General features: G+C 58.5%; 24 protein-coding genes. 9 read left to right on the plus strand and 15 right to left on the minus strand.

Going from position 1 to position 25,505, the window contains the following annotated elements; genetic code table 11:
* Window positions 1-3: 3 nt before the first annotated feature.
* The 6 genes from MW046_RS08525 to MW046_RS08550 all read right to left on the minus strand — a co-directional run bounded on the left by MW046_RS08525 (window position 4) and on the right by MW046_RS08550 (window position 7,082).
* Entirely contained in the window at window positions 4-369 is a 366-nt protein-coding gene (locus MW046_RS08525) for a PIN domain-containing protein (protein WP_282190229.1), read from the minus strand.
* 19 nt (window positions 370-388) lie between these two features.
* Window positions 389-529: a hypothetical protein gene (locus MW046_RS08530; protein ID WP_247992691.1), complete on the minus strand. Its 141-nt coding sequence runs from the start codon at window positions 527-529 to the stop codon at window positions 389-391.
* Window positions 530-1,201: 672 nt separating this feature from the next.
* Complete coding sequence (locus MW046_RS08535; RefSeq protein WP_247992692.1) at window positions 1,202-2,137, minus strand: hypothetical protein; 936 nt, start codon at window positions 2,135-2,137, stop codon at window positions 1,202-1,204.
* Between the two features lie 528 nt (window positions 2,138-2,665).
* Window positions 2,666-3,277 carry an METTL5 family protein gene (locus MW046_RS08540; RefSeq protein ID WP_247992693.1) on the minus strand — a complete coding sequence of 204 codons (612 nt, stop codon included), beginning with the start codon at window positions 3,275-3,277 and terminating at the stop codon, window positions 2,666-2,668.
* Between the two features lie 3 nt (window positions 3,278-3,280).
* The gene (dph2, locus tag MW046_RS08545) at window positions 3,281-4,327 is read right to left on the minus strand and encodes a diphthamide biosynthesis enzyme Dph2 (protein ID WP_247992694.1); all 1,047 of its coding nucleotides are present in this window, start codon (window positions 4,325-4,327) and stop codon (window positions 3,281-3,283) included.
* Between the two features lie 49 nt (window positions 4,328-4,376).
* Window positions 4,377-7,082 carry a PEP/pyruvate-binding domain-containing protein gene (locus tag MW046_RS08550; RefSeq protein ID WP_247992695.1) on the minus strand — a complete coding sequence of 902 codons (2,706 nt, stop codon included), beginning with the start codon at window positions 7,080-7,082 and terminating at the stop codon, window positions 4,377-4,379.
* A 201-nt stretch (window positions 7,083-7,283) separates the two neighbouring features.
* On the opposite strand from MW046_RS08550, the gene MW046_RS08555 reads away from it, so the two are divergent.
* Window positions 7,284-7,682 (plus strand): YlbF/YmcA family competence regulator, encoded by a 399-nt coding sequence (locus MW046_RS08555; protein WP_247992696.1) that lies wholly within the window; start codon window positions 7,284-7,286, stop codon window positions 7,680-7,682.
* 1 nt (window position 7,683) lies between these two features.
* On the opposite strand, the gene MW046_RS08560 is transcribed toward MW046_RS08555, so the two are convergent.
* Together MW046_RS08560 and MW046_RS08565 are read right to left on the minus strand one after the other, a co-directional pair.
* Entirely contained in the window at window positions 7,684-8,247 is a 564-nt protein-coding gene (locus tag MW046_RS08560) for a GrpB family protein (RefSeq protein WP_247992697.1), read from the minus strand.
* Between the two features lie 66 nt (window positions 8,248-8,313).
* Window positions 8,314-10,992, minus strand: a complete 2,679-nt coding sequence (locus tag MW046_RS08565) for an AAA domain-containing protein (RefSeq protein ID WP_247992698.1) — start codon at window positions 10,990-10,992, stop codon at window positions 8,314-8,316.
* A 423-nt stretch (window positions 10,993-11,415) separates the two neighbouring features.
* On the opposite strand from MW046_RS08565, the gene MW046_RS08570 reads away from it, so the two are divergent.
* On the plus strand, window positions 11,416-11,727 hold the full coding sequence (locus MW046_RS08570; protein WP_247992699.1) for a hypothetical protein: 312 nt from the start codon (window positions 11,416-11,418) through the stop codon (window positions 11,725-11,727).
* Here MW046_RS08570 and dinB read toward each other — a convergent pair whose 3' ends face one another.
* The 4 genes from dinB to MW046_RS08590 form a co-directional block, all read right to left on the minus strand.
* Complete coding sequence (gene dinB, locus MW046_RS08575; RefSeq protein ID WP_247992700.1) at window positions 11,728-12,969, minus strand: DNA polymerase IV; 1,242 nt, start codon at window positions 12,967-12,969, stop codon at window positions 11,728-11,730. It abuts the gene before it with no gap.
* A gap of 65 nt (window positions 12,970-13,034) precedes the next feature.
* On the minus strand, window positions 13,035-13,961 hold the full coding sequence (locus tag MW046_RS08580; RefSeq protein WP_247992701.1) for an oxidoreductase: 927 nt from the start codon (window positions 13,959-13,961) through the stop codon (window positions 13,035-13,037).
* 61 nt (window positions 13,962-14,022) lie between these two features.
* Entirely contained in the window at window positions 14,023-14,658 is a 636-nt protein-coding gene (locus MW046_RS08585) for a DUF4013 domain-containing protein (RefSeq protein WP_247992702.1), read from the minus strand.
* A gap of 181 nt (window positions 14,659-14,839) precedes the next feature.
* Window positions 14,840-16,129, minus strand: a complete 1,290-nt coding sequence (locus tag MW046_RS08590; RefSeq protein ID WP_247992703.1) for an amidohydrolase — start codon at window positions 16,127-16,129, stop codon at window positions 14,840-14,842.
* Between the two features lie 161 nt (window positions 16,130-16,290).
* On the opposite strand from MW046_RS08590, the gene hisG reads away from it, so the two are divergent.
* Entirely contained in the window at window positions 16,291-17,136 is an 846-nt protein-coding gene (gene hisG / locus MW046_RS08595; RefSeq protein ID WP_247992704.1) for an ATP phosphoribosyltransferase, read from the plus strand.
* A gap of 20 nt (window positions 17,137-17,156) precedes the next feature.
* On the opposite strand, the gene MW046_RS08600 is transcribed toward hisG, so the two are convergent.
* The gene (locus MW046_RS08600) at window positions 17,157-17,510 is read right to left on the minus strand and encodes a DUF7473 family protein (protein ID WP_247992705.1); all 354 of its coding nucleotides are present in this window, start codon (window positions 17,508-17,510) and stop codon (window positions 17,157-17,159) included.
* A gap of 620 nt (window positions 17,511-18,130) precedes the next feature.
* Between MW046_RS08600 and MW046_RS08605 the strand changes: the two genes are divergently transcribed.
* Window positions 18,131-18,682 carry a hypothetical protein gene (locus tag MW046_RS08605; RefSeq protein WP_247992706.1) on the plus strand — a complete coding sequence of 184 codons (552 nt, stop codon included), beginning with the start codon at window positions 18,131-18,133 and terminating at the stop codon, window positions 18,680-18,682.
* Between the two features lie 138 nt (window positions 18,683-18,820).
* Here the strand turns inward: MW046_RS08605 and MW046_RS08610 are convergent, their stop codons facing one another.
* Window positions 18,821-19,381, minus strand: coding sequence for a TATA-box-binding protein (locus MW046_RS08610; protein WP_124956347.1), 561 nt, complete (start codon window positions 19,379-19,381; stop codon window positions 18,821-18,823).
* Between the two features lie 111 nt (window positions 19,382-19,492).
* Between MW046_RS08610 and MW046_RS08615 the strand changes: the two genes are divergently transcribed.
* From MW046_RS08615 to aspS, 3 genes are all read left to right on the plus strand, one after another.
* Window positions 19,493-20,491: a methyltransferase domain-containing protein gene (locus MW046_RS08615; protein WP_247992707.1), complete on the plus strand. Its 999-nt coding sequence runs from the start codon at window positions 19,493-19,495 to the stop codon at window positions 20,489-20,491.
* Window positions 20,492-20,650: 159 nt separating this feature from the next.
* Window positions 20,651-21,352, plus strand: coding sequence for a phosphoglycerol geranylgeranyltransferase (locus MW046_RS08620; RefSeq protein WP_247992708.1), 702 nt, complete (start codon window positions 20,651-20,653; stop codon window positions 21,350-21,352).
* Between the two features lie 66 nt (window positions 21,353-21,418).
* Window positions 21,419-22,723 carry an aspartate--tRNA(Asn) ligase gene (aspS, locus tag MW046_RS08625; RefSeq protein WP_247992709.1) on the plus strand — a complete coding sequence of 435 codons (1,305 nt, stop codon included), beginning with the start codon at window positions 21,419-21,421 and terminating at the stop codon, window positions 22,721-22,723.
* An 11-nt stretch (window positions 22,724-22,734) separates the two neighbouring features.
* Here the strand turns inward: aspS and MW046_RS08630 are convergent, their stop codons facing one another.
* Window positions 22,735-23,388: a hypothetical protein gene (locus MW046_RS08630; RefSeq protein ID WP_247992710.1), complete on the minus strand. Its 654-nt coding sequence runs from the start codon at window positions 23,386-23,388 to the stop codon at window positions 22,735-22,737.
* Window positions 23,389-23,778: 390 nt separating this feature from the next.
* Between MW046_RS08630 and MW046_RS08635 the strand changes: the two genes are divergently transcribed.
* Window positions 23,779-24,636 (plus strand): pantoate kinase, encoded by an 858-nt coding sequence (locus tag MW046_RS08635; RefSeq protein WP_247992711.1) that lies wholly within the window; start codon window positions 23,779-23,781, stop codon window positions 24,634-24,636.
* 9 nt (window positions 24,637-24,645) lie between these two features.
* A complete protein-coding gene (locus MW046_RS08640) occupies window positions 24,646-25,392 on the plus strand; it encodes a 4-phosphopantoate--beta-alanine ligase (protein ID WP_247992712.1) in 747 nt (248 codons plus the stop codon).
* The last annotated feature ends 113 nt before the right edge of the window (window positions 25,393-25,505 follow it).

Consider the following 25,505-nt stretch of genomic DNA (forward strand, 5'->3'; position numbering starts at 1 on the left):
AGTTCAGTACAGCTCCCGGTGGTTGTCGATGTCGGGACCGTGGATGCGCTTGAATCCGGTGTCCGCCGTGACGAGCGGAACGTCGAGCGACCGAGCGACACCGGCGAGTATCATGTCTGGGTGTTGAATCTGCTGGCCGTTCTCTTTCAGTTCTTGTCGGATGCGTGCGCCTTCTCGGACGTGCGACTGGGTGTACTCCAGCCGTTCCACCCACGGAAGATCGTCATCGATGTGAACTGGATCGCGCTCTTCCTTTACAGCCCCGTGGTACAGTTCGTAGTACCCGCCGGACGTAAGGACGAAGCTCTCCTCTGGATGGGCAAGCCGGTACTCTTTTGCTGCGGTGGGCCACGAAGGACGTCGGCACAGAAACTACTGTCGAGAACCTTCATGGTCCCGCTCCGAACCCAGCCAACGGATCATCGTTGTCTAGCTCGCGCTCGATGACCGCCTCGATCTCATTTCCGCGCTTGCGCGCGCGAAGCTTGCGCCACGTCCGTTCGGAGACACGAATGGTTTTATCGGCCATGTATACACCGAGGCGGATTTGCTGTTTCGCTTGTGAGCACATCGTTTCATCTCAATCAGCTATCTCTACAAGCAGGAACCCTGCCGTAAACGGCGGGGAGGATGTCACTGCGATCGTGAGTGAACGCTGGATGGTAGTAGATAGTCTGAAGTGGCGACTCCGATGATGAAACCGAACAGTATGATTCCATATAAAATAAAATGAACGGGGCTGTTCGGTTCTAAAATCCTTTCGATCGCCCACATGCTGATGATGTACACTATCACTGACGATGACACAAAATTAAACAATCCCACGCCAGATAAGCCACCAAATACCGATGAAAATAACACTGACATAAGTAGTATGGCTAGTATCAACGTGGTCTCTCCGAATACGCTATATATACCACTCCAAAACGCATCGTATGGTGGCCATATGATAAACCCAACAATAAATATGAATAAACAACTAATCAGAATCTCCTTCATATCTTGAATCATACCTAAAACTCATTGCATACTCCGATAAAAGTTTTATTCTCTCCATTACGGGGTAAATGATAACTCCAACGCCGTTCGTTGTGGCTGAGAGCTAGCGACATGGTTATGATGTGTGAGGTTGTTGTCGCTGTGAACGCTGGATCACGTGAACGTACCGCATTCCTGATCCATGTTTGTACTGCGTATCTGATTATTCTATACTCGAATATATATGTGAGACGTATCCGCCATGGTCTAAATAACCACTATTATTGAAATTATAGCGATTTTTGATAGCGTTCGATCTTCCATGGGAGTTGAAAATATCGACTATCTCGAATTCCGCAGTATTGAATGAAACAGCTTCGTGGGGAACTCTGTCGTCTTCGTGAGCCGTTATCGTCGTATACGTATCTCCTGTCGCCCAGAACTTAACGTGATACCCTCCATCAAGCCGAGCCGAACTCTCCGCCGCAGAGCGATGTTGCTGTTCAAATTGAGACCTTTGAGGTATCCAGGCGAATCGGTTGTATTGGAGAACATTATCTGTCCATCCCCATGACTGGAGGATAGAAACGAGTCCATCAATTTTTTTGTTTATGGTTAATCCAACGAGATTCATCGGTCCTTTACGCTCGAACCCGCCATCAACGTTCTCATAATACCACTTTGGGCAATCAGCGGGGCGATCTAGCGCCGCAGGACTGATTTCAGCCATCACTTTATCCCGCCCTGTAAGATATTCATCCCATTCGTCTTCTTTCGCGTAGTAGGTGTTCCACGGCCGACGGACTGTCCGTGTCTCTCGGTTTGGGAGTCCATCGTTATTATTATCTTTTCTGGGATATGTTTCTATAGTTACTAACGACTCCCGACCGTACCGCTCTTTGAGATCAGTGCTAATGCGTCGTCGTTTTACACGTGCCTCGTTCGGTGTAATGCGAGTCGTTACGATCTCTTTACCCTGTACTCGGAAAGCGTCGGGAGTGGTAGGGATAGTCTCAGCAGATATCTCATACGTTCCAGTATTCAGTCCGATTAGTGACCCTGTAGTAACACCGATGGCCCGCAAAACAGCACGCCGCGTCTGCTTACTCTCTTTTGATTTCTTCTCCCCATCTGGATCTTTCTGGGATATCCCCCCCATTATATCTAATAATAAATATATAGCATCTAATCATAATAGTATCTAATTATATTTTATATATTTTAGTAGTAATAAAATGTGTTGACGGTGTATAATAAATAATTATATTTGTAATTATATTAATAATTTTATATAAATTATTGTGGGTGGTGTTCTACCTCCTTCGTGGTTTTCATCATATGTAAATTATTTAATATATTGGCTCTGGTCATGGATCGAGAAGATGGGGAACATCCGCTATTCTATTGCAGTTTCAATTCTCAAAGCGTACCACCTTGTACGTCTGACAGGCATCATAAAAATATCATAATACTTAAATAAAAATAATTTAGAATTGATAAGATATAATACTAAATATATTATTGTATCTTGACTATAATCATTGAGGTGGTGAAGAGTAACTAAGAGGTATGAATAGCAATTAGAAATATCTCAGATAGATACTGCATCACCGACGCCGTTTCTCGGCTGTTCGTCTCTCGGTGGGGACGGTTGTCGACTCGGACACCAGTCCGTGATCGGCGTGTATCACCACTCGATCCGGTAGGCTTCGGCGTCGATCCGTCGCTGGTCATCGGTATGAAAGTCGAACTGGCGGGGAAGATCTAGATCGACGGCGAAGGCGTGAGTGAGGTCGCCCCCATGATCGTCGGCGAACGCCTCGACGAACGAGTGGCTGCCTGCGTTGTGGATCGAATAGGAGACCGCCGCGATGTCGGCCGTCGTTCCGAGAAACGCCCGATCTGCGTGTTCGTTCCCGTGCTGTGCACCAAAAGGAGGATTCATCACCACAGTCGATCGTTCCACGGTGAGCGGGAGAGCCGTCGCGTCCGCACACACCCATTCCGGGCGCGTCGGTGGGTTCACACGCCGTGTGTTCTCGCGGGCACGTGTGAGCGCGCACCGATCGCGGTCGATGCCCACGACACGCGGCGCGCCACACAGCACCCCACCGAGCGCGAGCATTCCCGTACCGGTGCCGAGATCAACGACGGTCCGATCGAGATCACCCTGCACGTCGGCGAGATGGAGGAGATGAGCCGCGATGTCGGCCGGCGTGGGATACTGCTCAAGGCGGGGTGATGGCTCCTCGAAGCCGGTGACCACCGATAGCTCGCGTTCGAGCGTCCCCCGTCGCATGGATCACCATGTGCCGTGGAACGTATCGAACGACAGCGATTCGAGCGGCTCGTTCCCGACGGCGATCTCGTACTCGCCGGGCGTGAGCATCGGTTTGTGGAACTGCGGGCCGTCGTCGGTCGTGATGCGCGGACAGCCCGTGTTCACGAACGCATCGAAATCGAAGTTTCGCAACCGATCGGGCGTCACCTCGTCCATCGTGATGAGATACGCGTCGTCGTTGTTCTCGACGATGTCGGTGGCGACCTCCCACCGGCCTTGACCGATCTTCGTACAGAACACCACCCCCCAGCGCTCTGCGTCCATCGCGCGGTGAACCGCGCCGTAGCGCTGTTTCATGAACTTCTCGGTGTCGGCGACGGTGACCACGTTGTTCACCGGATCGGCGATGACAACCCGCTTGTCTGGGTGTTCCATCGCCAGCCCGAGTGGGTGGAACTTCCCTCCACCGACGTAGAGGATCTGATCCGCGTCGATGTCGGCGCTCGCGTAGTTACAGCCAAGCACCTGTCCCTCGTGGGTGAGTCGTTCGTCACCACGCCGGGTGTGCACCGTGTAGCCGCGCTGTTCGAGCCACGATCGCATCTCCTCGAACCGGTTCATGTGTTGTGCGGTCGTGACCAGTCCTACTTCCTCCTCGGGTAGCTCACCGATCGCCTCTTCCATAATGGGCGCGACGTCGACGTTCGAGAACAACGGCACGTAGATGATCTTCTCCGATTCTTTCATCGGAGAGTGGCCGAAATGCACGAACACGTCCGTTCGACGCATGAGGTACGTATCTAGATCACACGCCCCGTAACAGGGCTGCCCCGAGATCATCACGTGAACGTCGTCGCCCAGAAGTGAGCGTAAATCGTCGGCGACCGCCGGCCCCCGCCGTTTTAGCCCTTCCGGAAATTGCAGCCCGACCGTCGATGCATCACGTTCGTTGACTGCCGAAACGATCCGATCCAGCTCGTAATCCCACTCGCGGTCGTGTTTGAGTGCCAACCCTGTTTTTCGGAGATCACCCTCGGAGGTCTCCGTTCCGGACGATCCGTGGCTCATTATCCGTTCCAGTGGATCGGTGCGGATAACCCGTGTGGTTGCGACCGGGTCACTCGAGGATCTCGACGATCCCGTCTGTACCGTCGATGCGAACCCGCTGGCCGGTGTCGATCCGTCGGGTGGCATTGGGAACCGACACGACCGCCGGAAGCCCGTATTCGCGAGCAACGAGCGCACCGTGGCTCATTCGTCCCCCTACCTCGACGACCATGCCGGCAGCGTTCAAAAACAGCGGCGTCCAGCCGGGATCGGCAGAGGGGGCGATAAGGATCTCTCCCGTTTCGATCGTCTCCTCCATCGGATCGTGAACCACGCGAGCGACTCCTTCTACGAAACCCGCCGAGACGCCGGTGCCGACCAGCGCACCGTCGGGCACCTCCGTTCGATCGCTCTGTGCGCTCGGAGTGTCGCCATCGCTCGTCAGCACGGGCGGCGCGTCCATCTCTGCGTGGCGCTCGAACTCCGCTCGGCGGGCATCGATATCCACATCGATCGAGTCGCCGTTGAGCGCGGCGAACAGTTCATCTTTCTGAAGAAACCACACGTCCGCAGCACGGTCTAACTGTCCGTCGGCGACGAGGGCCTCACCGGTGTCACGGAACACCTCGTGCCACGCGGCGAACATGCGAGCGACGCCGTGCTTCGGATACTCTCGAGTCCGGATGTAGCCTCGATACGTCCGGAGGAGTTGGTGGACGACGTGTTTCCGAACTGGACCGAACACGCCGTAGTTGGCGTGTGCTTCGAGCCGTCGTACTGCCGTGTGGGCCGCCCGTTCCATCTGATGAACGTGCTCGCGGTGGCTGCCCGGCTCGTTGTGTTCGAGGTTTGCACGAACCGCTGCAAGCAGCCCTGATGGGTCATCACGCCACCGTGGTCGACTGACATCCATCTCTCCGGTCGCCCGGTGACCGAACACGTCAAGATACTCATCCAGCGCGTCTACGAACGCTTGGCCGCCCGCCCGCGACTCGATCTCATCGAGTGATTCGTCCGACTTGAGCGCCGCAGCGACATCCGGATGCTCGCGGGCCACGTCTGCGAGATCGCCCAATCCGAGATTGATGCGAGTCACGAGCTCTTCCGGGAATCCTCGTCCGACTGCGGTTACGTCGTCCGCAATGCTCGGCTCGTTGTCTGCCCACCGCCGTAACCAGACGTCCACCGCAAACGCGGCGTACAACGGCCCGACTGACGGGAAGTCGGTGATCGACTCCCAGACGTTGAACGCAGCGTGGGCACGCCCTGCGGGTGTATCGGGATCACGCATTCGCGCGGCAATCTGCTCGCCCCACGCGTTCCATTTTTCCGCTTCCTCTTCAGGGGGAACCGGTGCCCCGATGAACGCTCCAACGAAGCCGTCGATCATCATTCGAAGTAACGGGAATCCCGCTTTCGCACCCGTCAAGACCGCGCTCACGATCTGTGGTACTGATGCGAGTGCTGAGCGCACTGTCCGTCCGTCGCGGAACGCCCAGCCACGGCGAGCCAGCAGCTCATCGAGCGCAGCCCCCACCGAGCCGCTCACACTGCCCATTATCGTCGGAAGCCGTCGCCGGAGCGGACCGATGGTCAACGGTTTTGTGATGTCCACGTAGATGCGGCCGCCAGCCTCGGCTACCCATCGGGTTGTCGGACTGAGACCGAACAGTGACATCGATTTCTGAGCGTACGCTTTCCAGAGATCACACACGAGCGGCGGCATCGCTTCGGCGAACGCCTGCCCGTGGCCCATGCTCATGTAGACGTGCAGTTGGTCGTCAGCAGGCTTCGGCTCGGGAACAGGAAACAGCGACGTGATCGGGCGGGACTGGACGATGGACACATCACCGTCTACGAGACACCACTCGATGTCTTGTGGGCGATCGAACAGCTCTTCGATCTCCGTTCCCAACTCAGTGAGCGTGTGGATCTGTCGTTTCGTGAGCGCGCGGGCAGTGCGTTCTGCAGCGGGGCGGTCGGCCGTCTCGGTGCCGCCGTCCGGCTGTGATCGCGTCTCGCGTCGTTGCTCGTTGACTTCGTACGCCTGAATTTCACTGGTTCGTTTGTCGACGCGAACGGTATCCCCCGTCACATCCCCCGACACCAACCCCGTTCCGAGACCGAAGCTTGCTTCGATCGACGCGGTGTGCCGGTTACCCGTCGTTGGATCGGCGGTGAACAGGACACCCGACACGTCGGCGTCGATCAGCCGCTGGACGACGACCGAGATCGCGCTCTCCGTGTGAGAGACGTCGTTTCTAGCCCGGTAGGCGATCGCGCGATCGGTGAACAAACTCGCCATACAGTCACGCACACGATCGATGACCGCGTCGCTGGGAACGTTGAGATACGTTTCGTGCTGGCCTGCAAACGACGTCGTCGGACTGTCTTCGGCCGTTGCACTCGAACGGACGGCGTACCGGTTACCGCTCACGTCGGAAAGTGCGTCCGTGATCGCGTCTCGAACGGAGACCGGGAACCGCTGCTCGTGGAGTCGATCGCGGAGAGAAGCTCCCGCCACCTCGATCGCGTCGGTGTCCGTTGGATCGATCGCCGAAAGCTCTCGGATCATCGTTCGCGTTTCCTCGTCGAGCAACTCGCGGTAGGCGACGGTCGTCACACAGAAACCTTCTGGAACCGACAGCCCAGCGTCCACGAGGCGAGTCAACGCAGCGCCCTTTCCACCGAGGAGTGTCCGGTCGGACGTCCGGTCTTCGGCAGCCGACAACGAAACGATGTACGGCATCTCCGCGGGAGCCGCGCTCTCACTCATCGGACTCCACCCATGACGGTGTTTGACTGTCACCTCGATGGACGGACGTCGATCGGACTGCTATCGTGAGCATCGACATTACATGGTGGGTACGACGAACAAACAATTGAATATTGCGAACAAATAACACGAATGTCGGTTTCCATGAGTGTCGTCTGGTCTTGTCGGTCAGTATAAACCGCTCGATCACCAATTGCGGGTATGAGCACCGAGACGACAGCTGACGCCGAGATACCGCAGGCCACGGTAACTGAGTTGGCAAGCGACCTCGGAGAAGCGATCACGCAGCTTCCGACGTACCAGGAGTTCCTCGAGGCCAAAGAGCGCGTCGAAGAGAGCGAAGAGGCCCAACAGAAGGTCCAACGGTTCGAGCAGTTGCGCGAGGAGTTCATGCTCGCACGCCAGACCGGCAACGCCACCAACGAGGATCTCCGGGAGCTACAGGCCGCTCAGGAGGAACTCCACGACGTGCCGGTGATGAGCGAGTTTCTCGAACTGCAATCGGAGCTGGAACTCGAACTTCAGGAACTCAACGAGATGATTTCCGCGCCGCTGGCGGTCGATTTCGGTGAGAAAGCCGGCGGCTGTTGTCAGGACTGACTCACACCGACGGCACGGCGAACGCGTACGTCTGACCGTCGTTCTGACGGGCGGTGTCGAGGACCTGTCCGATGAACCGCGTTTTGCCACGGGAGTACGCCGTCAGATCCTCGTGTTGCTCCATGAGTTCTCGTTTTAACTGTTCGTACTCTTCGCGGAGTTCCGGATGTCTCCGGAGCACGTCGCGGGTCACGACGCTGATCTTCCAGCCGTCGTCCGACGCGCCGAACACGTGAGTATTGAACCGCTGGCCGTCGTGCCTTCGGAACAGGGGGTGCCACCCCTCCGTGTTCTCGACGCGGCTCCCGCCGAGTTCGCGTTCAAGCGTTCGGGAAACGCCGGCCACTGCCTCGTCGGCAACGACGATGTCGAGATCCACGATGTCCTTTGCTGGGAGGCGTGGGACCGCTGTCGAACCGACGTGTTCGATCCGTTCGAGCCGCGATCCAAGCGAGTTGGCTGATGCGACCGTTCGGATCCGCTCCCGCTCGGCTCGGTAGCGTTCACACCACGCCTCGTGTCTGGAGGGGACGAGTTCGATCGGATCGTCGTCCACGTTGACCATTATCTCTCAAAGCGAGCCGAACGGTTCTGTCTTTTCGGTGAATGTCTAATGGTAGCACACGACAGATCACGATTCTGCCCACTCTAGCATCCGTTCGTAGAACGGATCGCTCCGGAGGGCGTCCTCGTCACCAACGAGACAGAGCGCCTTTTTCGCCCGCGTGAGCGCCACGTTCACCCGCCTTCGGTCTTCGAAGATCGGACTGTCGAGCGTGTCGGTAGCGACAAACGAGACGACGATCACCGCCCGCGCTGAGCCTTGGAACCGATCGACAGTGTCGACATCGATCTCTGAGGGCACACGCCGGGTGATCGCCGCCACTTGTGCGCGGAAGGGGGCGATGACGCCGATATCGTCCGCAGCCACACCAGCAGACCGGTAAGCGTCGACGATCTCGGCGACGCGGTCGGCCTCCTGTCGATTGACGTTTCCCGTCATCGCGCCGTTGGGATCGACGAACGCCACCGCATCCTGTAGCGCGGATGGGAGCGCCTCGGAGGAAACGGCGGACAGCTCAGCGAGCTGTTGGCCTGCAACGGCTGGCGTCGCTGGCCGAAGCTGGCCGTCGTAAAACGTCTGTGAGGAGAAATACTGGATGCGCTGGGCCATCCGGTACTGCTTATCGAGCGTCACCGCCGCGTCGGGGTACTGTTCGATGAGCCGCTCGAACAACGAGGTACCTAGCTCCGAGTCGTCGTCTCTGACGACCGGCGGGAGCTGTTCGTGGTCGCCAACGAGCACGAACCGATCCGCGAGGTTGATGGCTGCTAGCGTGCCCGGTTCGGTGAGCTGGCCCGCCTCATCAACGATCGCCACGTCGAACTCACACTCTTTCAGTACCGACGATCCACACGTGGCCGCGGTTCCAGCCACGACAGGGGCGTTCCGGAGCGTCGCGGCCCGCTCCTCGGGCTCTCCCCGGTGTTCGAGCCGAGCGTCCTGCATCGAGTCGCTGACGCCGTGTTCGGTGCCGATCCGGACGAACTCCGAAAAGCCCTGTTCGCGGAGCTGTTCGAGCGCGTTGTCGACGGCTCGGTTCGTGAACGCCGACAGCAACACCCGTTCACCGCGTTCACAGAGTGCGCGCACCGCGCGCGCTAACGTGTAGGTCTTCCCCGTTCCGGGTGGGCCATGGATCAGCGCACAGTCGTTTGCGGTCACTGCAAGCTCGACGGCCCGGTTCTGGGCAGTGTTGTTATCGATGAACGTGGCGTTCGTCTCTCCGAAGGTGGGATCACGCCGACCGAACAGGATATCACGGCGGCGTTGTGAGCCTTTCAACACGGCGTCGTGCATCGCCGTCAACAGCCCGTTAATGCCGTAATCGGAGGGGTACACGTCGAGACGACGGAGTTCGATCGGTTCGTCGGCGTGAACGATGATCTCAGTGGTCCCGTCCGCGTCGGTTTCGAGCCGGACGACCCGCCCAAGCTCGGTGTCTCCCCGCGTCGGATGGCCGTCGCTGGCGAGCACTGTATCTCCCTCGCGGATCTTCGACACAGCCGTGTCGTCGTTCTCCGCTCGGAGTTCCCACGTTCCATCGACGCGTTGGCTCCGTCCCTGCGGTTGGAGACCGAGGAGCGCCTTGTCGTCGGCCGCGCGTTCGGCCGCGGATTGGGTCCACAGCTTCGCGTACTCGCGGTGAATCTCCCGGCGCTCGGTTTCGGTCGCGCGGTACATCCGATCGAAGTACTCGCGTTCTGCGGATGGGAGTGCCCCACCGACCGAGCCCGCTTTCGACTCTTGATCGAGTCGTCCCGAGACGACCATACACGTGTCCTGTTCGAAACAGTACTCACAGATCGCGTTGCTCTCGTATCCTGTCGGCACCGAGATGTCGTACTCCATGGCAGCGAGTTCGTTTCGCGCGCGAACGACGAACTGCAACAGCCCCGGACCGATCGAGAACTCCTTGGCCGGAGAGAGATCCCCGGTTTCCTCGGTTCGATTGAGCACGGCGTTTTTCGTGTACAACAACGTTCCTGTTTCCGGCGTCTGTCCGTGTTCGCCGAGCAACAGCGCATAACAGGTCGCCTGCACCTTGTCCTCGAATCGGGGTTCGGCGTCAGTGTTTTTGCCCGTCTTGAGTTCGACGGGGTCCCCCCGCCTGACGGCATCGGCCCGGCCTTTGATCCCGAACGTCTCGCTGATCAGCGTCAGCTCCGAGCGCCACTCGTCGTCTTCGGTGAGCGTTCCTTGTTGGAGCCATCTCTCGATGGCTCGTGCGTTGGACTGAACGTCCTCGGCGACCGCCGTCCGGTCCCGATCGAGCAGACCCAGCTTCAACCCGGCGTCTGCGACCCGTTCCTCGACCGATGTTTCGAGATCGCGTCCCCTGAGCAGATCGCCGAACACTTCGTGTACCAGCGATCCTTTCACTAACGGATAGGACAGCGACGCGCTTGTGAACTTGCTCAGATAATACTGCCGGGAACACTGCACCCACTCACGGATATCGGTCACGTCGACCATGAATTCCGGCTCGACGACGACGTACGATTCCGCGGTGGTCGCATATCGGGCCTCGCCACGGAACTCCTCTCGGCTCGGCTCGGTCACGAGCAGCGTCATTCCCGTCACGAGCAGCTCGGCCGTTTCGGCCCACGATCCCCACAGGGACACGGTTACTGGCGGCTCCTCGCCTCGCCCCGGGCGCATCGTGATCTCCGCGACGTCCCGGGTGCCATCGCGCGTATTCACCGTTCTCGGCTCCTCGACAGCCACGACAGGACCCCGAAGTTCCACGTCCTACATGGAACGATCCCCGGAAATGAGGATGTCGGTCTCCACCCCAACGAGTGTCACTCCTGAGAACAACTCCGCCCGGACGACAGACCGTTATAATTTATATCAGAATATATACTAATAAGTGGGTTAGGGTGGAAACATAACTATTATGATGGACATAATCTATCATCGGATTAGTTCAGGCGAGATCACAATACCGGTGTCTGTGGCTCTAAAAAGAGTTCTAACCCGATTTACTCCTATTCACCACTGTTGCAACATCATGATTGTTTACGAGCTATGATCTTGATATGACATCACAAATCGAAGTGACAACAGACGAAAACATTTACTACAGCTCGAGTTCTTACGTTGAAACGAGCCCGTTCAGGGCACCCTTCACTTCGAAGCCGTCGGGTACTTTCACTCTCCAACAGAACCATGTGGCAAGACATCGTCATCCTCGCCGGGAGTATCGTCGCGATCGCCAGTCTCATACCCACACTGATCGATGAGAACGCACTCGTCCCTCACACGACGAGCATTCCCACGTTGATCGTCCTTTCAGGACAAGGGGTTGCGTTTTACACGCTCGATCTGGTGGGATCTGCGCTGGGCGCGGGAGCAGGAATCCTCATTTGGAGCCTCATCGCCTACTACAAGGCACCGGAAGACGCGATGTTGTCCTCGAATCGGCGTTCGCTTTCACACACGATCGATCGGTTCCGGGCGGTAGTCCCCGGTAAAAAGTAGTCAGACGAACTTGAACACCGACGTTTGCCGGCTGCGTTCGTTCTCGGTGGCTGTTCCACCGTCCGGCTGTACGGGGGTACCGTCGGTGTCGTTCGACTCGGTAGGTGATTGCTCCCAGTCATCGAGACTGGCTTGATCGGCGTCAACGAACGAGAGATTCGAGACGCGGACTCCGAGTTTCCGGACCGGTCGTTCTTCGAACTCCTCGATCAGATCGAGTACGATGCGTTCGACGAGCGCCGGATCGTCGACCGGTCCGGACAAGCTGTGTGACCGTGTGTGCACGTCGAACGGTGGCGTCACGACTTTGATGCCGATCGTTTTGTACAGTACGTTGTGCTGTGTCGTGCGGGTCGTCACTTGTTTGATCAGCGTGAGGAGTCGGTCACGGATGCGATCGGGGTTCTCGGTCGGTTCGGTGAACGCCGACTCGTTCGAGAGGCTCTTTGGCTCTCCGACTGGCTCAACCTCGCGATCGTCGTGACCTCGCGCGTAGTCGTGGATGTCCCCACCGCGCGCACCGAATCGATCGACGAGGCGGTGCCGGTCGGTTTGGGCCAACGCTCCCGCCGTTTCGATCCCCATCGATCGCAACTCACGAGCAGTGACGGGACCGACGCCGTGCAGTCGCTTGACGTCGAGTGGCGCTAGAAACGGGCGGATTTCATCGGGTGTCACGACGACCAGTCCGTCGGGTTTGTCGTGGTCGCTCGCTATCTTCGCAGTGCTCATGTTCGGTGCGACCCCGATGCTCGCCGGCACACCGACCTCCTCGTGGATCCGCGCTTTGAGGTTTCGAGCGAACACTGGTGCCCCGTCCCATCCTAACCGATCGCTCACGTCCACGTACGCTTCGTCGATGCTGACTTCCCGAACGGTGTCGGCGACCTCGTGTAACACTGTCTTCACCTCCTCGCTCACCGACTCGTAGTAGGCCATATCTACTGGGCGGTAGTGGCCGACCGCTCCATCCGGATCATCGGCGTCTACAGCGCGAGGTAGGTGGTTTAATGCTTGGGAGATGGCTTGTGCGCTCTCGACGCCGTGCTCGCGTGCCTCGTAGCTCGCCGTCGCCACCGCACCGTGGGCTTCGCCAGCTTCGTATCCCATCCCGACAACGACGGGTTCGTGTCGGAGGGACGGATCACGACGGCGCTCACAGGAGGCATAAAAACAGTCCATATCGACGTGTAGAACGATCCGCTCTTCCGAGGGTACTCCCGGAAGGCCTCCATCGTTCATACGTCCCTCTACACACGGGGGTGATTTGTAGCTGTTCGTGGCGGCGATCGGTCACGCGCTCGCGCCTACGAACCGTCGAAACCGTAGGTCACGCCGGTCAGCTCTTCGGACACCGACCACAGCCGTTCGGCGGTCGCCTCGTCGTACGATCGATCGCTGGAGCGTTGTGGCTCCGGGTGGCCTCGCATGTTTCTGACGCCGTCGGGACCGACGTATGCACCCCTTACGTCGGTTTCCGTCGCGGCGTACAACATCGGCAGCGCGCCCTGCTCTGGAGACTGGGCGATGAGCGCGTTCGCGGCTTTCATCAGCCACAGTCGTAGCGCCGATCCGGACTGCTCGGGACCGCGTTTCTGGAGGTTCGTCGCCGCATAGCCCGGGTGACAGGCGACGCTCACGAGATCCTCGATATCGGCGCGATCGAGGCGTCGTTGTAGCTCGTAGGCGAACAGGAGGTTCGCCAACTTGCTCTGGCTGTAGGCTGTCCATCTGTTATAGCTGTCCTCGTGGTGGAGATCCTCGAAATCGATCCGTCCCTGTTCGTGAACCGCGCTGCTCTGGGTCACGATGCGCGTCTCGCCTTCCGTTTCCAGCAGCGTTTCGAGCAACAGCCCCGTGAGCGCGAAATGCCCGAGGTGGTTCACCCCGAACTGCGTTTCGAAGCCGTCTGCCGTTTCGCTTCGAGGGATTGCCATCACCCCCGCGTTGTTACATAGCACATCTAGCTCGTCGTGGGCTGTCTCGAACGCTTGCACGAACGCCCGAATCGAGTCGAGATCCGCCAGATCCAGCTCCAACACCGTCGCGGAGCCATCGGACACATCCGTACGGAGCTGATTCACCGCCGCTTCTCCCCGTTCGATGCTCCGACACGCGAGCACCACGTCGGCACCGCGAGCGACGAATGCTTTCGTGGCTGCGTATCCGATTCCGCTGTTGGCCCCCGTGACGACGATCGTTTGTCCGCTCACCGAATCCGTCCACGCTGTCATGAGTGTTGGTGTGGGCTTATGGTACAGAAGTGTACCGACGGCGATGGGAACAAGGCGATCGTTATGGAGTAATTCTCTTCTCGTTTTTCTGCTGGAGCTGGGGACCACAACCCTTCCCTAGGATGTAATGAACGACCACATTCATGTAGAAAATGATTAGAATACCAACCAATAGTAGTATGGATATCGTTCCGATGAGTGAAAGTGCGAATCCGACGACAACTGCGAGCACCACAGCGGTGAAATATTCGCTGGTGAATGCGGCGTCCGAAATCGTCGACAGATCGAACGCCTTATCGACACTGTCGGTTACTGCGAAATTTGTCAGTGCAACAGGAAGTAGGTATACGGCTACCAACACGAGGACCGCTGTCATCAACAGACCAACCAATGAATCTCCACCGGCTATCAACAGTAATATTACTGATAAAATGGTTGGGATGAGGAGGTACACAAGTGCAATACCGACATACGTGATTCCATCGATGAGCATTTCGGTCCACTCATCGAACACTGGTGGTGTTTCCTCCTCCATGGCGGCAGCCCGAAGCGTACGGACGTAATACCCCGAGAGCAACAGCCCTCCGATCATTCCGATGAGTGGTATCATTGAAAACACGTATAGTCCCCCACCGATCAGGATGATTTTGATCCAATCGTCATGCTGTGTCGGATATTTTATCGCATCACCGATCATTTACATCGAATATATTCCACTCTCATTTATATCTATTCACTTATCATGAAGATGGATGATAAACTGTTACTATCTAGGTAATAATCGGTCAGAACTCCATGATTCATTATATGGACCATCGAGAGACGAGTACTCGTACAGAACGGCCTGTAGTTTCTCGATCTCTCCGACGGTGTAGCAGCTACGCTTCTGCTCGGGCGATGAGCTCTTCGGCTCGTTTCGTGGCTTCCTCGCGGGCCGTCGCTTCGTCGATGGTGAGAAGCTCGCGCTCACGCATCAGAATCTGACCGTCACAGATAGTGTGGCGTACGTCCGAACCGGTGGCAGCGTACGCAAGGTGGCTCACGAGATCGTGTGCAGGCGTGAGATGGGGTGCATCGAGTGAGAGCACGGCGAGGTCGGCGGGCGCACCGGATTCGATCCGACCGCTTTCGAAGCCGACGCAGTCAGCGCTGCCCTGTGTCGCCATCCGAACGACATCCGGTGCAGCGAGGGCGCTGGCGTCCTCGGCAGCGAGCTTCCCGATCATGGCTGCGTCGCGAATCTCATCGAACATATCGAGATCGTTGTTCGAGGCCACGCCGTCGGTTCCGAGTCCGACCGTGACGCCCGCATCGAGCATCGCCTGAACCGGAGCCATCCCGCTTGCCAGTTTCATGTTCGAGGCCGGACAGTGAACGACGCCCGTGCCGGTGTCCGCGAGCCGTTCGATCTCCTCGGTGTCGATGTGAACCGCGTGGGCGATGAAATCCTCGGGCTGGAGATGACCACATGAGCGCGCGTACTCGACTGGGCGTACGTCGCGCTCTTCGATGATCGGTTCGACCTCCGCTGTGGTTTCGCTCACGTGACTGTGAACCGGTACATCCATTTCTCGGGCGCGCTCGATCACGGTGGTGAGTGTGGTCTCGGTGACGGTGGTGAGGCTGTGGGGCATCAGTGCCGTCGAAACGCGTTCACTACCGAGTTTGCGGGCAACACGGATGCCTTCCTCGACGTCGCTTTCGATCTCCGCATCGGTTTTTCCGACGGTGATGATCCCGTGGCCCAGCCGAGCACGCATCCCTGCCGCTTCGACGGCATCACCGATGGCGGGCACGTGAAAATACATGTCGGCGAACCCAGCCGTTCCCGATCGAATCATCTCCGCCATGCCGAGCCGTGCTCCCGCTCGAACGTCTTCGGCGGTGAGTTCGGCTTCAGCCGGCCAGATATCCTCCCGGAGCCACGTTTCGAGCGGCTTGTCGTCCGCATACCCACGGAGTAGCGTCATTGCAACGTGTGTATGGGCGTTGATCAGACCGGGAATGACGAGCGAATCGGTCGCGTCTAACTGCCGATCACCGCTCATACCGATCTCCGGGTCGACATCGATGATTTCACCCGAGGACTGATCGATGAGTACGTCCGATTTCGACACGGAAAGATCTGGCTGTAGAACGACTCCGTTGGTGATTCCCAGCGTCGTCATTACTGCCGGTTTTCCCCGAAGCTGCGTCAATCCATCGGGTTCGTTCGATTCAGAAGCCAGCTCCGCCCGCGTGTCCCGTAGTCGCAGGCGAGCTGTCGTCTGTGTGTGGTTCGTCGCCGCAATGCAAAAGCAATTGTTTCGTGGAGCGTCAACGGTCGATAATGCGTATTGCCGTGCCTAACAAGGGACGCTTGCACCAGCCGACGACCGATCTGTTAGAGCGGGCTGGACTCCATCTCATCGACGGCGCGGATCGGAAGCTGTATGCGAACACCGTCGATCCGGATGTGACCGTCTTGTTTGCACGTGCGGCGGACATTCCGGAGTATGTCGCTGATGGTGCGGCTGAAATCGGCATCACCGGGTACGATCAAGCCAAAGAGTCCGAAGCCGAGCTCATAGACCTGCTCGATCTGGAGTTCGGCCGGTGTCGATTGGTGTTGGCAGCCCCCGAGGACGGACCGATCGAACAGGTGTCTGATCTCGCCGACGGCACCGTTGCCACCGAGTTTCCGGGCATCGCACGAGAGTTCTTCGCGGATAAGGATGTTTCCCCGTCTATCGTAGAGGTCTCTGGGGCGACGGAGCTGACTCCGCACGTCGACATCGCCGACGCGATCATCGACATCACGAGCACCGGAACGACGCTGCGCATGAACCGCCTTGCAGTCGTTGCGGACGTCCTCGACAGTTCAGTACGGCTGTTTGCCCGTCCGGAGACGGCCGACGACTCGAAGGTCAAACAGATCCGAACGGCGCTCCAGTCGGTGCTCACCGCCGCCGACAAACGCTATCTGATGATGAACGTTCCCCGAGAACATCTCGATGACGTTCGGAGCGTCATCCCCGGCATGGGTGGCCCGACGGTGATGGACATCGCCGGTGAGGACGCGCTCGCGGTTCATGCCGTGGTCGACGAAACCGAGGTGTTCGAAACCATCGCCCAACTGCGCGAACACGGCGCGTACGACATCCTCGTGACCGAAATTGAGCGGCTCGTGGAGTAGGCCGGTCGTCACTCGGCAACTCACGCCGAAAGCAGCGTGATGATGTTGAACAGCGCGAAGCCGAAAATGATGGCGATGGTGTAGTGAGCGACCGCAAGCAGTGCCGTTCCCCGTTTCCGCAGCTTGTAGACCACGTGAATCGCGCCCGCATCGCTCACGAGCGCGAGCACGACAGCCACGAGCGGACTGAACGGCTGCACCGACAACGAAACGACCGCAGGGGCCGCTCCGGCGAGGGCAGCGCGCTGGTGGGGTGTCTCACCGACGACGTACAGCGCCGCGAGATGCAATGTGACCGCATAAAACATCCACGCGGCCAGAAACGTCACGACGTACGCGAACAGTCCACTGCCGATTGGATCGATCTGTAGCACTGAACCACCTTGTTGTGTTCGGGCGAGCGAAGCTCACCACTCTGGCAACAAATCTGCCGCGCGGGAACAAAGGTCTTGCTGGCTTGCCTTCGCTTCGTTCGCGCGGAGTAACCTCGCATTACTACACTGCTCAAAATGATGGATAAAAATGATCCTGCAATATCATCAGTATTGCCTCGAACAGCGCCATCGCCGAGAGCACTGTGCTGGGTATCGAGCAGTTACGAGTTGTTTGTCTAACACAACATTACTCGTTGCATCAGTACCTTTATGTGTGAAGGGGTAAGGAACGATAAATGAGAACGCCAGCACATCACGGCCGCGCGTTCATGGAAACGCGCCGGGTGTAAGAGGCACCCGACGCTGGGGTTCTCGCAAGCACTAGAACCCATGATTGGGAACGAAGCAGAGACATGTAACGGTGTCGAATCGTATCAGAAACGTGACCAGCCACCTTTTTTCCGTTCGGGTGCGCGGAGCGCACCCTCACGCAAAAAATCTGCATTGCAAGAGCTTCGCTCTTGCAGGCTCCCAGATGGATTTCGTCCATCTGAGAGGACCAAAAAAAGCCGCTCGCTCCGCTTCGCTACGCTCGCGGGAACTGCGTTCGTGGGGGGAAGATGACGCTACCGGTGTTTCAGTTCTGGGATCGGCTGGGTGAGTCGGTGAACCTCTCGACGGTCGAGGATCGAGCGACGATCTCGAAAGCGGAGCTGTACCACGTCGTGGACGTGGGGACAGGAACGTGGTGTCGGCCGTGCCGGAGTACGGGCTGTGCCCACGCCACGCAGATCGAACAGATTCTAGCAACGGCCGGGCTTGGCCGGTCACAGGTGGCGTACGACGATTTGCCCGGCATTGCGAATATCACGCGCTACGAGGCGGCAAAGGAGCTGGTCGTCACGGGCTGGTTCGAGAACGGCGGCCGGGTGCGGTATCACGAACAGCGCGACGGGACCGTCGTCCAGTCGGTGTACACACCTGAAAACGATCGGGAACCAGCCGAGGTGACTGAACAGCCCGACGCAACGAGTGCCCCAGCCGCGTTAGTAGATATGCTGGCGGAGTACTGCCACTATCGCCAACGCGGTGATCTCGATGGCTTGCGGGCCTGTTACCCCGAGATCGCGCGCATTATAGGCGAGTCGTCGGTCGTCCACGCCGACGACTGAGAACACGGAGGCGGCGGAGCGGGGCAGTCGCGGAGCGGGAAGGTCACTTCCCGCGAGCGTTAGCGAGCGGCTTTTTTTGGTCCAGATTTTTTGCGGGAGTGGTGGCCGAAGGCCACCCGAGCGCAAAAAAGGTGGGTGTTAGTCCAACAGTCCAAGCTCGGACAGTCGCGAGACGATCTTGTCCACGGCTTCTTCGGCGTCTTGGGGCTGTTTGCCCCCCGTGATGACGAGCTTTCCCGAGCCGAACAGCAACGCGACGACATCGGGATTGTCGAGTCGGTACACCAGCCCCGGGAACTGCTCGGGTTCGTACTCGATGTTCTCCAGTCCGAGACCGATCGCAATAGCATTGAGATTCAGCGTTCGACCGAGATCGGCGCTAGTGACGATGTTTTGGACGACAATCTCCGGATCCTCGTCTACCTGAATATTGAGATCACGAAGCTTATCGAAAACGATACGAAGACTCTCGTGAACGTCGTCGGTCGATTTCGCCCCCGTACAGACGATCTTTCCCGACCGGAAGATGAGTGCCGCCGACTTCGGACTCTGTGTCCGGTAGACAAGTCCCGGGAACTGCTCGGGATCGTAGTCCGCCCCCTCCAAATCCATAGCAACGCTCTGTAGATCAAGCTCCTGGCCGATGCCCGTCGACGCAACGACGTTCTCGATATTGATTGTTTCCTTTGGATCGGTCATCGTTCGACTTAAAGATCGTATTTAAGGCTTATAAAGGTACGGGGGTTGTGCTGATAGATCCAGTTGTCGAGAGATCGGTGTGCTCATGCGGTCCGAGCGGTGAGTGTTTGTGTGTACGTCCTGGAGTTCGCCGGTGAGGACGACGCCTTCGCTGCCTGTGAGGCGGGGAGTGGCTGCTCTGGCGTCACTCGACTGGCACCCGGATTGGCGAGTGCGACCGACATCGATCAGATCGAGTCGTTGGCGTTTACCCGCCGTGCAGGCGCGATGGTTGGTCACACGGATGCCGCGGTTGAATCCGCACGGCAGCTGTTGACGGAGTCGGTGATCGATCGGCGCGGAACGGTCGCCGTTCGGGCGCGGGACGTTCGCGGGACAACAGATGTTGATACCCAGCGTGCCGAGCGCGAACTCGGTGCAGTGCTCACCCAACGGGGGTTCGAGATCGATCTCGACGATCCCGACCATGAACTGCGAGCGCTGTTTTCGGATGACAGTTGTGTGCTAGGCTGGCTCGTTGCGCGCAGCATCCGGGACTTCGGAGACCGGATGCCCTCGAAACGACCGTTCTTCCAGCCGGGCAGTATGGGACCGTTGCTCGCCCGTGCACTGGCTAACATCGCGGGTGCACGCCCCGGAGCGCGAGTGCTCGATCCGATGTGTGGCACCGGCGGGCTGCTCATCGAGGCCGGACTGGCTGGTGCGGACGTGATCGGACTCGACGCCCAGCTCAAGATGACTTGTGGCACCCGAGAGAATCTCACCCGATATCTCGGTTCCGACGCGGGTACAGTGCTCACCGGTACCGCGACGCGTCTGCCGTTCGCTGCCGATGCGGTCGACGCCGTCGTCTTCGATGCGCCGTACGGTCGCCAATCGAAGATCGTCGACGAACGCTCCGACGGCAGTCTCCCTCGACTCGTCTCCGCGACGCTCGAAGAAGCCAACCGTGTCGCTCCCCGGGCGGTGCTCGTGGCTGACCGACCGTGGGCGGAGGCAGCCACGTCGGCGGGATGGACCGTCGAAACCTCGTTTACACGGCGCGTCCACGCGTCGCTGACGCGCCACATCCTCGTTCTCACGGCGAACGATCGGTCTGGCGGGCGGTAACGGTTATATACGTTGGATTCATGGTCTAATTATGATCAGTGCTCCCGTCCCACACGGATGGGACGACCGTATCGAGGATAATTCGGTGATCTAGTCGTGTTTTCATCGCTGTGCTCCCGTTTCGAAGCCGTTTTGTTCGGTGGTCGGGTGGAGGCTGATATGCAGCCGTGGGAGGATTGGGATCACGTCGTCAAGATCGATCCCGATAAAACGCTTCTCGACGATGAATCCGTCGAGGATGTTGGTAAGACAGGGACCGACGCCATCATCGTCGGCGGGACGATGGGGATGACCGAAGAGAAGATGACTCGTGTCATCGAGGCGTGTAGCGGCGTTTCTGTCCCCGTGTTCATCGAACCGAGCGGCACAGGTGTGGTCGTTCATTCGGACGTTCTCGATGGATATCTCATTCCGGTGGTGATCAATGCGGGTGACATATCATGGTTGACGGGTATGCACAAAGAATGGGTGCGCCTCGACGACAGCATCGACTGGGCACACACGTTTCCGGAGGCCTACATCGTGTTGAATCCCGATTCGTCGGTTGGGGAGTTGACAACGGCCGACTGCGATCTCGATCCTGACGACGTTGCCGCCTATGCAGAAGTCGCAGAGCAACTGTTCGGCCAACCGATCGTCTACCTCGAATATTCAGGAATGCTCGGCGAACCATCGTTCGTGAAAACCGCGGCTGACGCGCTTGATTCGGCGACCCTGTTCTATGGCGGTGGGATTCACGATTACAACTCGGCCTACGAGATGGCACAGTATGCTGATACGATCATCGTCGGAGATCTCGTCCACGACCAAGGGATCGAGGCAGTTCGGGAGACTGTTCGAGGCGTCCAGGACGCGAAATAGCGCGCGTGGCGTTCTTGGTGGATCGAAATTGATCGGGCTTAAGACGCCCGACCGCCAGATCCGGATATGGACGATCGAACGTACACAGTAGACGCCGAGCCGGGCGAGCGCGTCACCGTCGCCGGGTGGGCACACGAGATCCGTGATCTCGGGGGGATTGCCTTTCTCATCGTTCGAGATCAGACGGGAAAGATTCAGGTCAAGTTCGCTCCCGACGAGATGGACGAATCGCTGGTTCAGACCGGAACGAACGTGAGTCGTGAGAGCGTCGTCAGTGTGACCGGTGCCGTCGAGGAAGAGCCACGCGCACCAACCGGCGTCGAGATCGTGCCGGAATCGGTTGAGGTACTGGCCCCAGCTGATCCCGAACTGCCCCTCGACCCGACGGGGAAGGTCGATGCCGACCTTTCGACGCGGCTGGACAACCGAACGCTCGATCTCCGCAGCGGGGAGAGCAAGGCGATCTTCGAGATCCGGTCGACAGTGTTGAACGCCGTTCGGGACTACTTCCGATCGGTCGGCTGCACTGAGATCAACACCCCGAAGATCGTCGCCACCGGGACAGAAGGCGGCACGGAGCTGTTCCCACTCACGTATTTCGGACAGGAGGCGTTCATGAACCAGTCGCCACAGCTGTTTAAACAGCTGATGGTCGGCTCCGGACTCGAACGCGTTTTCGAGATCGGTCCGATCTTCCGAGCCGAGGAGCACAACACCCCTCGGCACCTCAACGAAGCGACGATGATCGACTTCGAGAGCGCGTTCATCGATCATCACGAGGCGATGGACGTGTGTGAGGGGACGCTTCGGGCGGCGTATGAGGCCGTCGAGACCGACTGTCACGAACAGCTCGAAACACTCGATCTCACAGATTCGTTTGCGGTGCCCCAGCAGTCATTTCCCCGACTCACCTACGAGGAGGCGATCGAGCGCATCAACGCCACCGGCGAACTCGACGAACAGCTGGTTTGGGGCGACGATCTCCCGACCGAAGCCGAGAAAGCCCTCGGGGACGACGTTGGTGGGCACTACTTCATCACCGACTGGCCCAGCGAGATCAAGCCGTTTTACATCCAGGATTACGACGACGATCCCCAGCTCTCGAAAGGGTTCGATCTCATGCATCCGCGAATGGAACTCGTTTCCGGTGGCCAGCGCGAACACCGCCACGACGAACTCGTCGCCGGATTCGAACAGCAGGGATTGGATCCGGAGGCGTTCGAGTACTATACGAAGATGTTTAGATACGGGATGCCCCCCCACGCCGGGTGGGCCTACGGCGTCGAGCGTCTCGTCATGACGATGCTCGGTCTCTCGAACATCCGGGAAGCTGTCCTCTTCCCCCGCGATCGCCAACGACTTTCGCCGTAGCGACAACAGAGTTAGGAAAGTGGGCGCGCGATTCGTCTGGCAGTCCCTGCAACGATGTTTCGCACGAACGCCCACAGCCCCACGTTCTCTTCTCTGAGCACGTACTGCTGACCGTCGTGAGCGACGACGCCCGACCGTTCCATGTAATCGAGCGCCTCCCGAACGCGTGACTCGGTCAGATCACACTCGGCGGCGAGCTGTTCGACGGTGTGGGGCTCATCTTCGAGCACGTTCGCCACGAGGTGACCGTGGTTCGAGAGGAGCATCACATCCGCAGACGAGAGATCCTCGGACTGTCCGGCGTTTGCACCCTCGCCGCGACGGAAATCGGCGTACACGTCGGCGAGCAGCCATACGCCACCGATCGACGTGAGTACCGGAAACCACATGGGTCCGGAACTGCCGACCACGAGGGAATAGGCCATGAGGAGACTACCACCAATCACGCCCACACCGATCACTCCTTTCACGTATCGCTGATCGACCTCCGGTGTGTTCTGAAACACGGTGATGCATTCGGTCACGACGAGCGCAATGGCAAACCCGATCAACATCTCTTGGGACGCGTTGAGGACCACTGCGAAAAACCCGAACAGGACGACGATACCAAGGAGGTGTTTGAGCGTGAACTGCTCACGGGCGGTTCGGTAGAGGGCCGAAAGCATACCGGTACGTTGTAGCCGACTGCTAATATACGTTCATGTTGCTATACGATGCTATCTCGTGGTAATATGTCTCATTGTAGATAACTCCGGGAAAACATGGGGTGGTTGGGATTTGAAACACCATGAATAGAACTTAATTATTTAAATAAAATATTTTTTATAGTTTAGATAGCATCGTCGATGAGCTGCATCGATTTCTAGCGCGAGCGTTCGATGTGATCCTTGTTACTGGTGATGGTAATTTCGAGAACGTGGATCATCTCCCCGTGGAACGGTACCGTGCGGTGTGATGAGCAATATCACAAATAATTTATGTGTTTTGGGATCGTCGGGTAATGCACTCACCACGAACTGTAAGGTTCAAGGGAACGACCCCCTGATTCGGGATCGATGTCGAGGAGTCCCAGCGCGTTCGTCCCTGGCCACATAACCGGCTTTTTCAGCATCCATCCACACGACGACCCAGAGCGGGCGGGATCACGAGGTGCAGGACTCGCTCTCTCGGATGGGGTTTCTGTGGACGTCGAGCGTGCTGCGGAGTCCGCTGTGGTGTTAAACGACCAGCGGGTGTCGATGGCGGCCGTCGAGGGTGTGCTCGATCGATTGGGAGTGACCGCGCGGGTGACTATCCACACTGAGCTGCCGGTGAGTGCTGGCTTTGGCGTCTCGGGGGCGAGTGCGCTCGGAACGGCTCTGACCGCCAACGCTATCACCGAAGACGACCGGACGGAAAACGAACTGATCGCGATCGCTCACGCCGCAGAGGTTGCGGCGGGAACCGGTCTCGGTGACGTGGTCGGGCAAGCTCGTGGGGGCGTCCCGATTCGACGCGAACCTGGGGGTCCCCCTCACGGGCAGATCGACGGGCTTTTCGTCCGTGAGCGGATCGAATACGTTTCCTTCGGCGGCTTGGACACGGCCACGATTCTCGGCGGAGACACTGCTGCGCTCTCACGAGCCGGCGAGGACGCGCTCGCTTGCCTGCTCGAACAGCCCACGCTCGAGCGGTTCATGACCGAGTCCCGTCGATTCGCCCGCAAAGCTGGACTTCTCACCGAGCGCGTTGAAGAGACCATCACGGCCGTCCAAAACGCCGGTGGCGAGGCGTCGATGGCGATGCTCGGAGAAACGGTGTTCGCACTCGGTGAGGGACTAACCAAGGCGGGATACGACCCGACTGTCTGTCACATCGACGGCGGACCGCGAAACGAATGTGGACAACGCACGACTTTTTTGGATGCTCGGTAAATCCGACCCATGAGCGATATCGAGGTGCCCGAGAGCCACCCCCGGTACCAGTCGCTTCTCACCCGTCACCGGATCGAAGACGGGGTGGAAAAAGGTATCACCAGCCCGCAGGGTCTCATCGCCCAAGGGCGCGGCGAAGCGTTCGATTATCTCCTCGGCGAACGGACGTTACCCAGTGTCGACCGAGCCGAACGTGTCGCCGCTGCCCATCTCCTTCGTGCTCGTCATCCCGTACTCTCAGTCAACGGCAACGTTGCCGCGCTCGTTCCCGACGAACTCATCACGCTTGCAGAGGCGACCGGTGCGGATCTCGAAGTAAATCTCTTCAACCGGACCGAAGAGCGGATTCACGCCATCGTGGATCACCTCCGGGAACACGGGGCGTGTGAGGTGAAAGGAACCACTGCTGACGAACGCATTCCCGGTCTCGATCACGAACGAGCGAAAGTCGACGCTGATGGGATCTACGACGCCGATGTCGTACTCGTTCCACTCGAAGACGGCGATCGCGCCCAAGCGCTCGCAGAGATGGGCAAAACCGAACTCGTCATCGATCTTAATCCGTTGTCGCGATCGCCACAGACCGCAGCCGTGCCGATCATCGATAACGTCATCAGGGCGCTTCCGAACATTACGACCCACGCGCGCGACCTTGCCGACGCGTCTTCTGACCAGTTAGACGACGTCATCGCCGGGTTCGATCCGGAGACGGTGTTGACCGAGACCGAACGAGCCATTCGAACCGGCGGCGACTGAGCACAACAGCGAGCGAATACGCTCTTTTCACTGTCTCTGTAGCGGATCTGTCCTCGAAACAGGGCTAAAGGCGGCAGGCGGATTTTCCCCACGCTAAGGTTAACCGGTTGAAC

The sequence above is a fragment of the Halocatena salina genome, assembly GCF_023115355.1.
Lineage (GTDB): Archaea > Halobacteriota > Halobacteria > Halobacteriales > Haloarculaceae > Halocatena > Halocatena salina.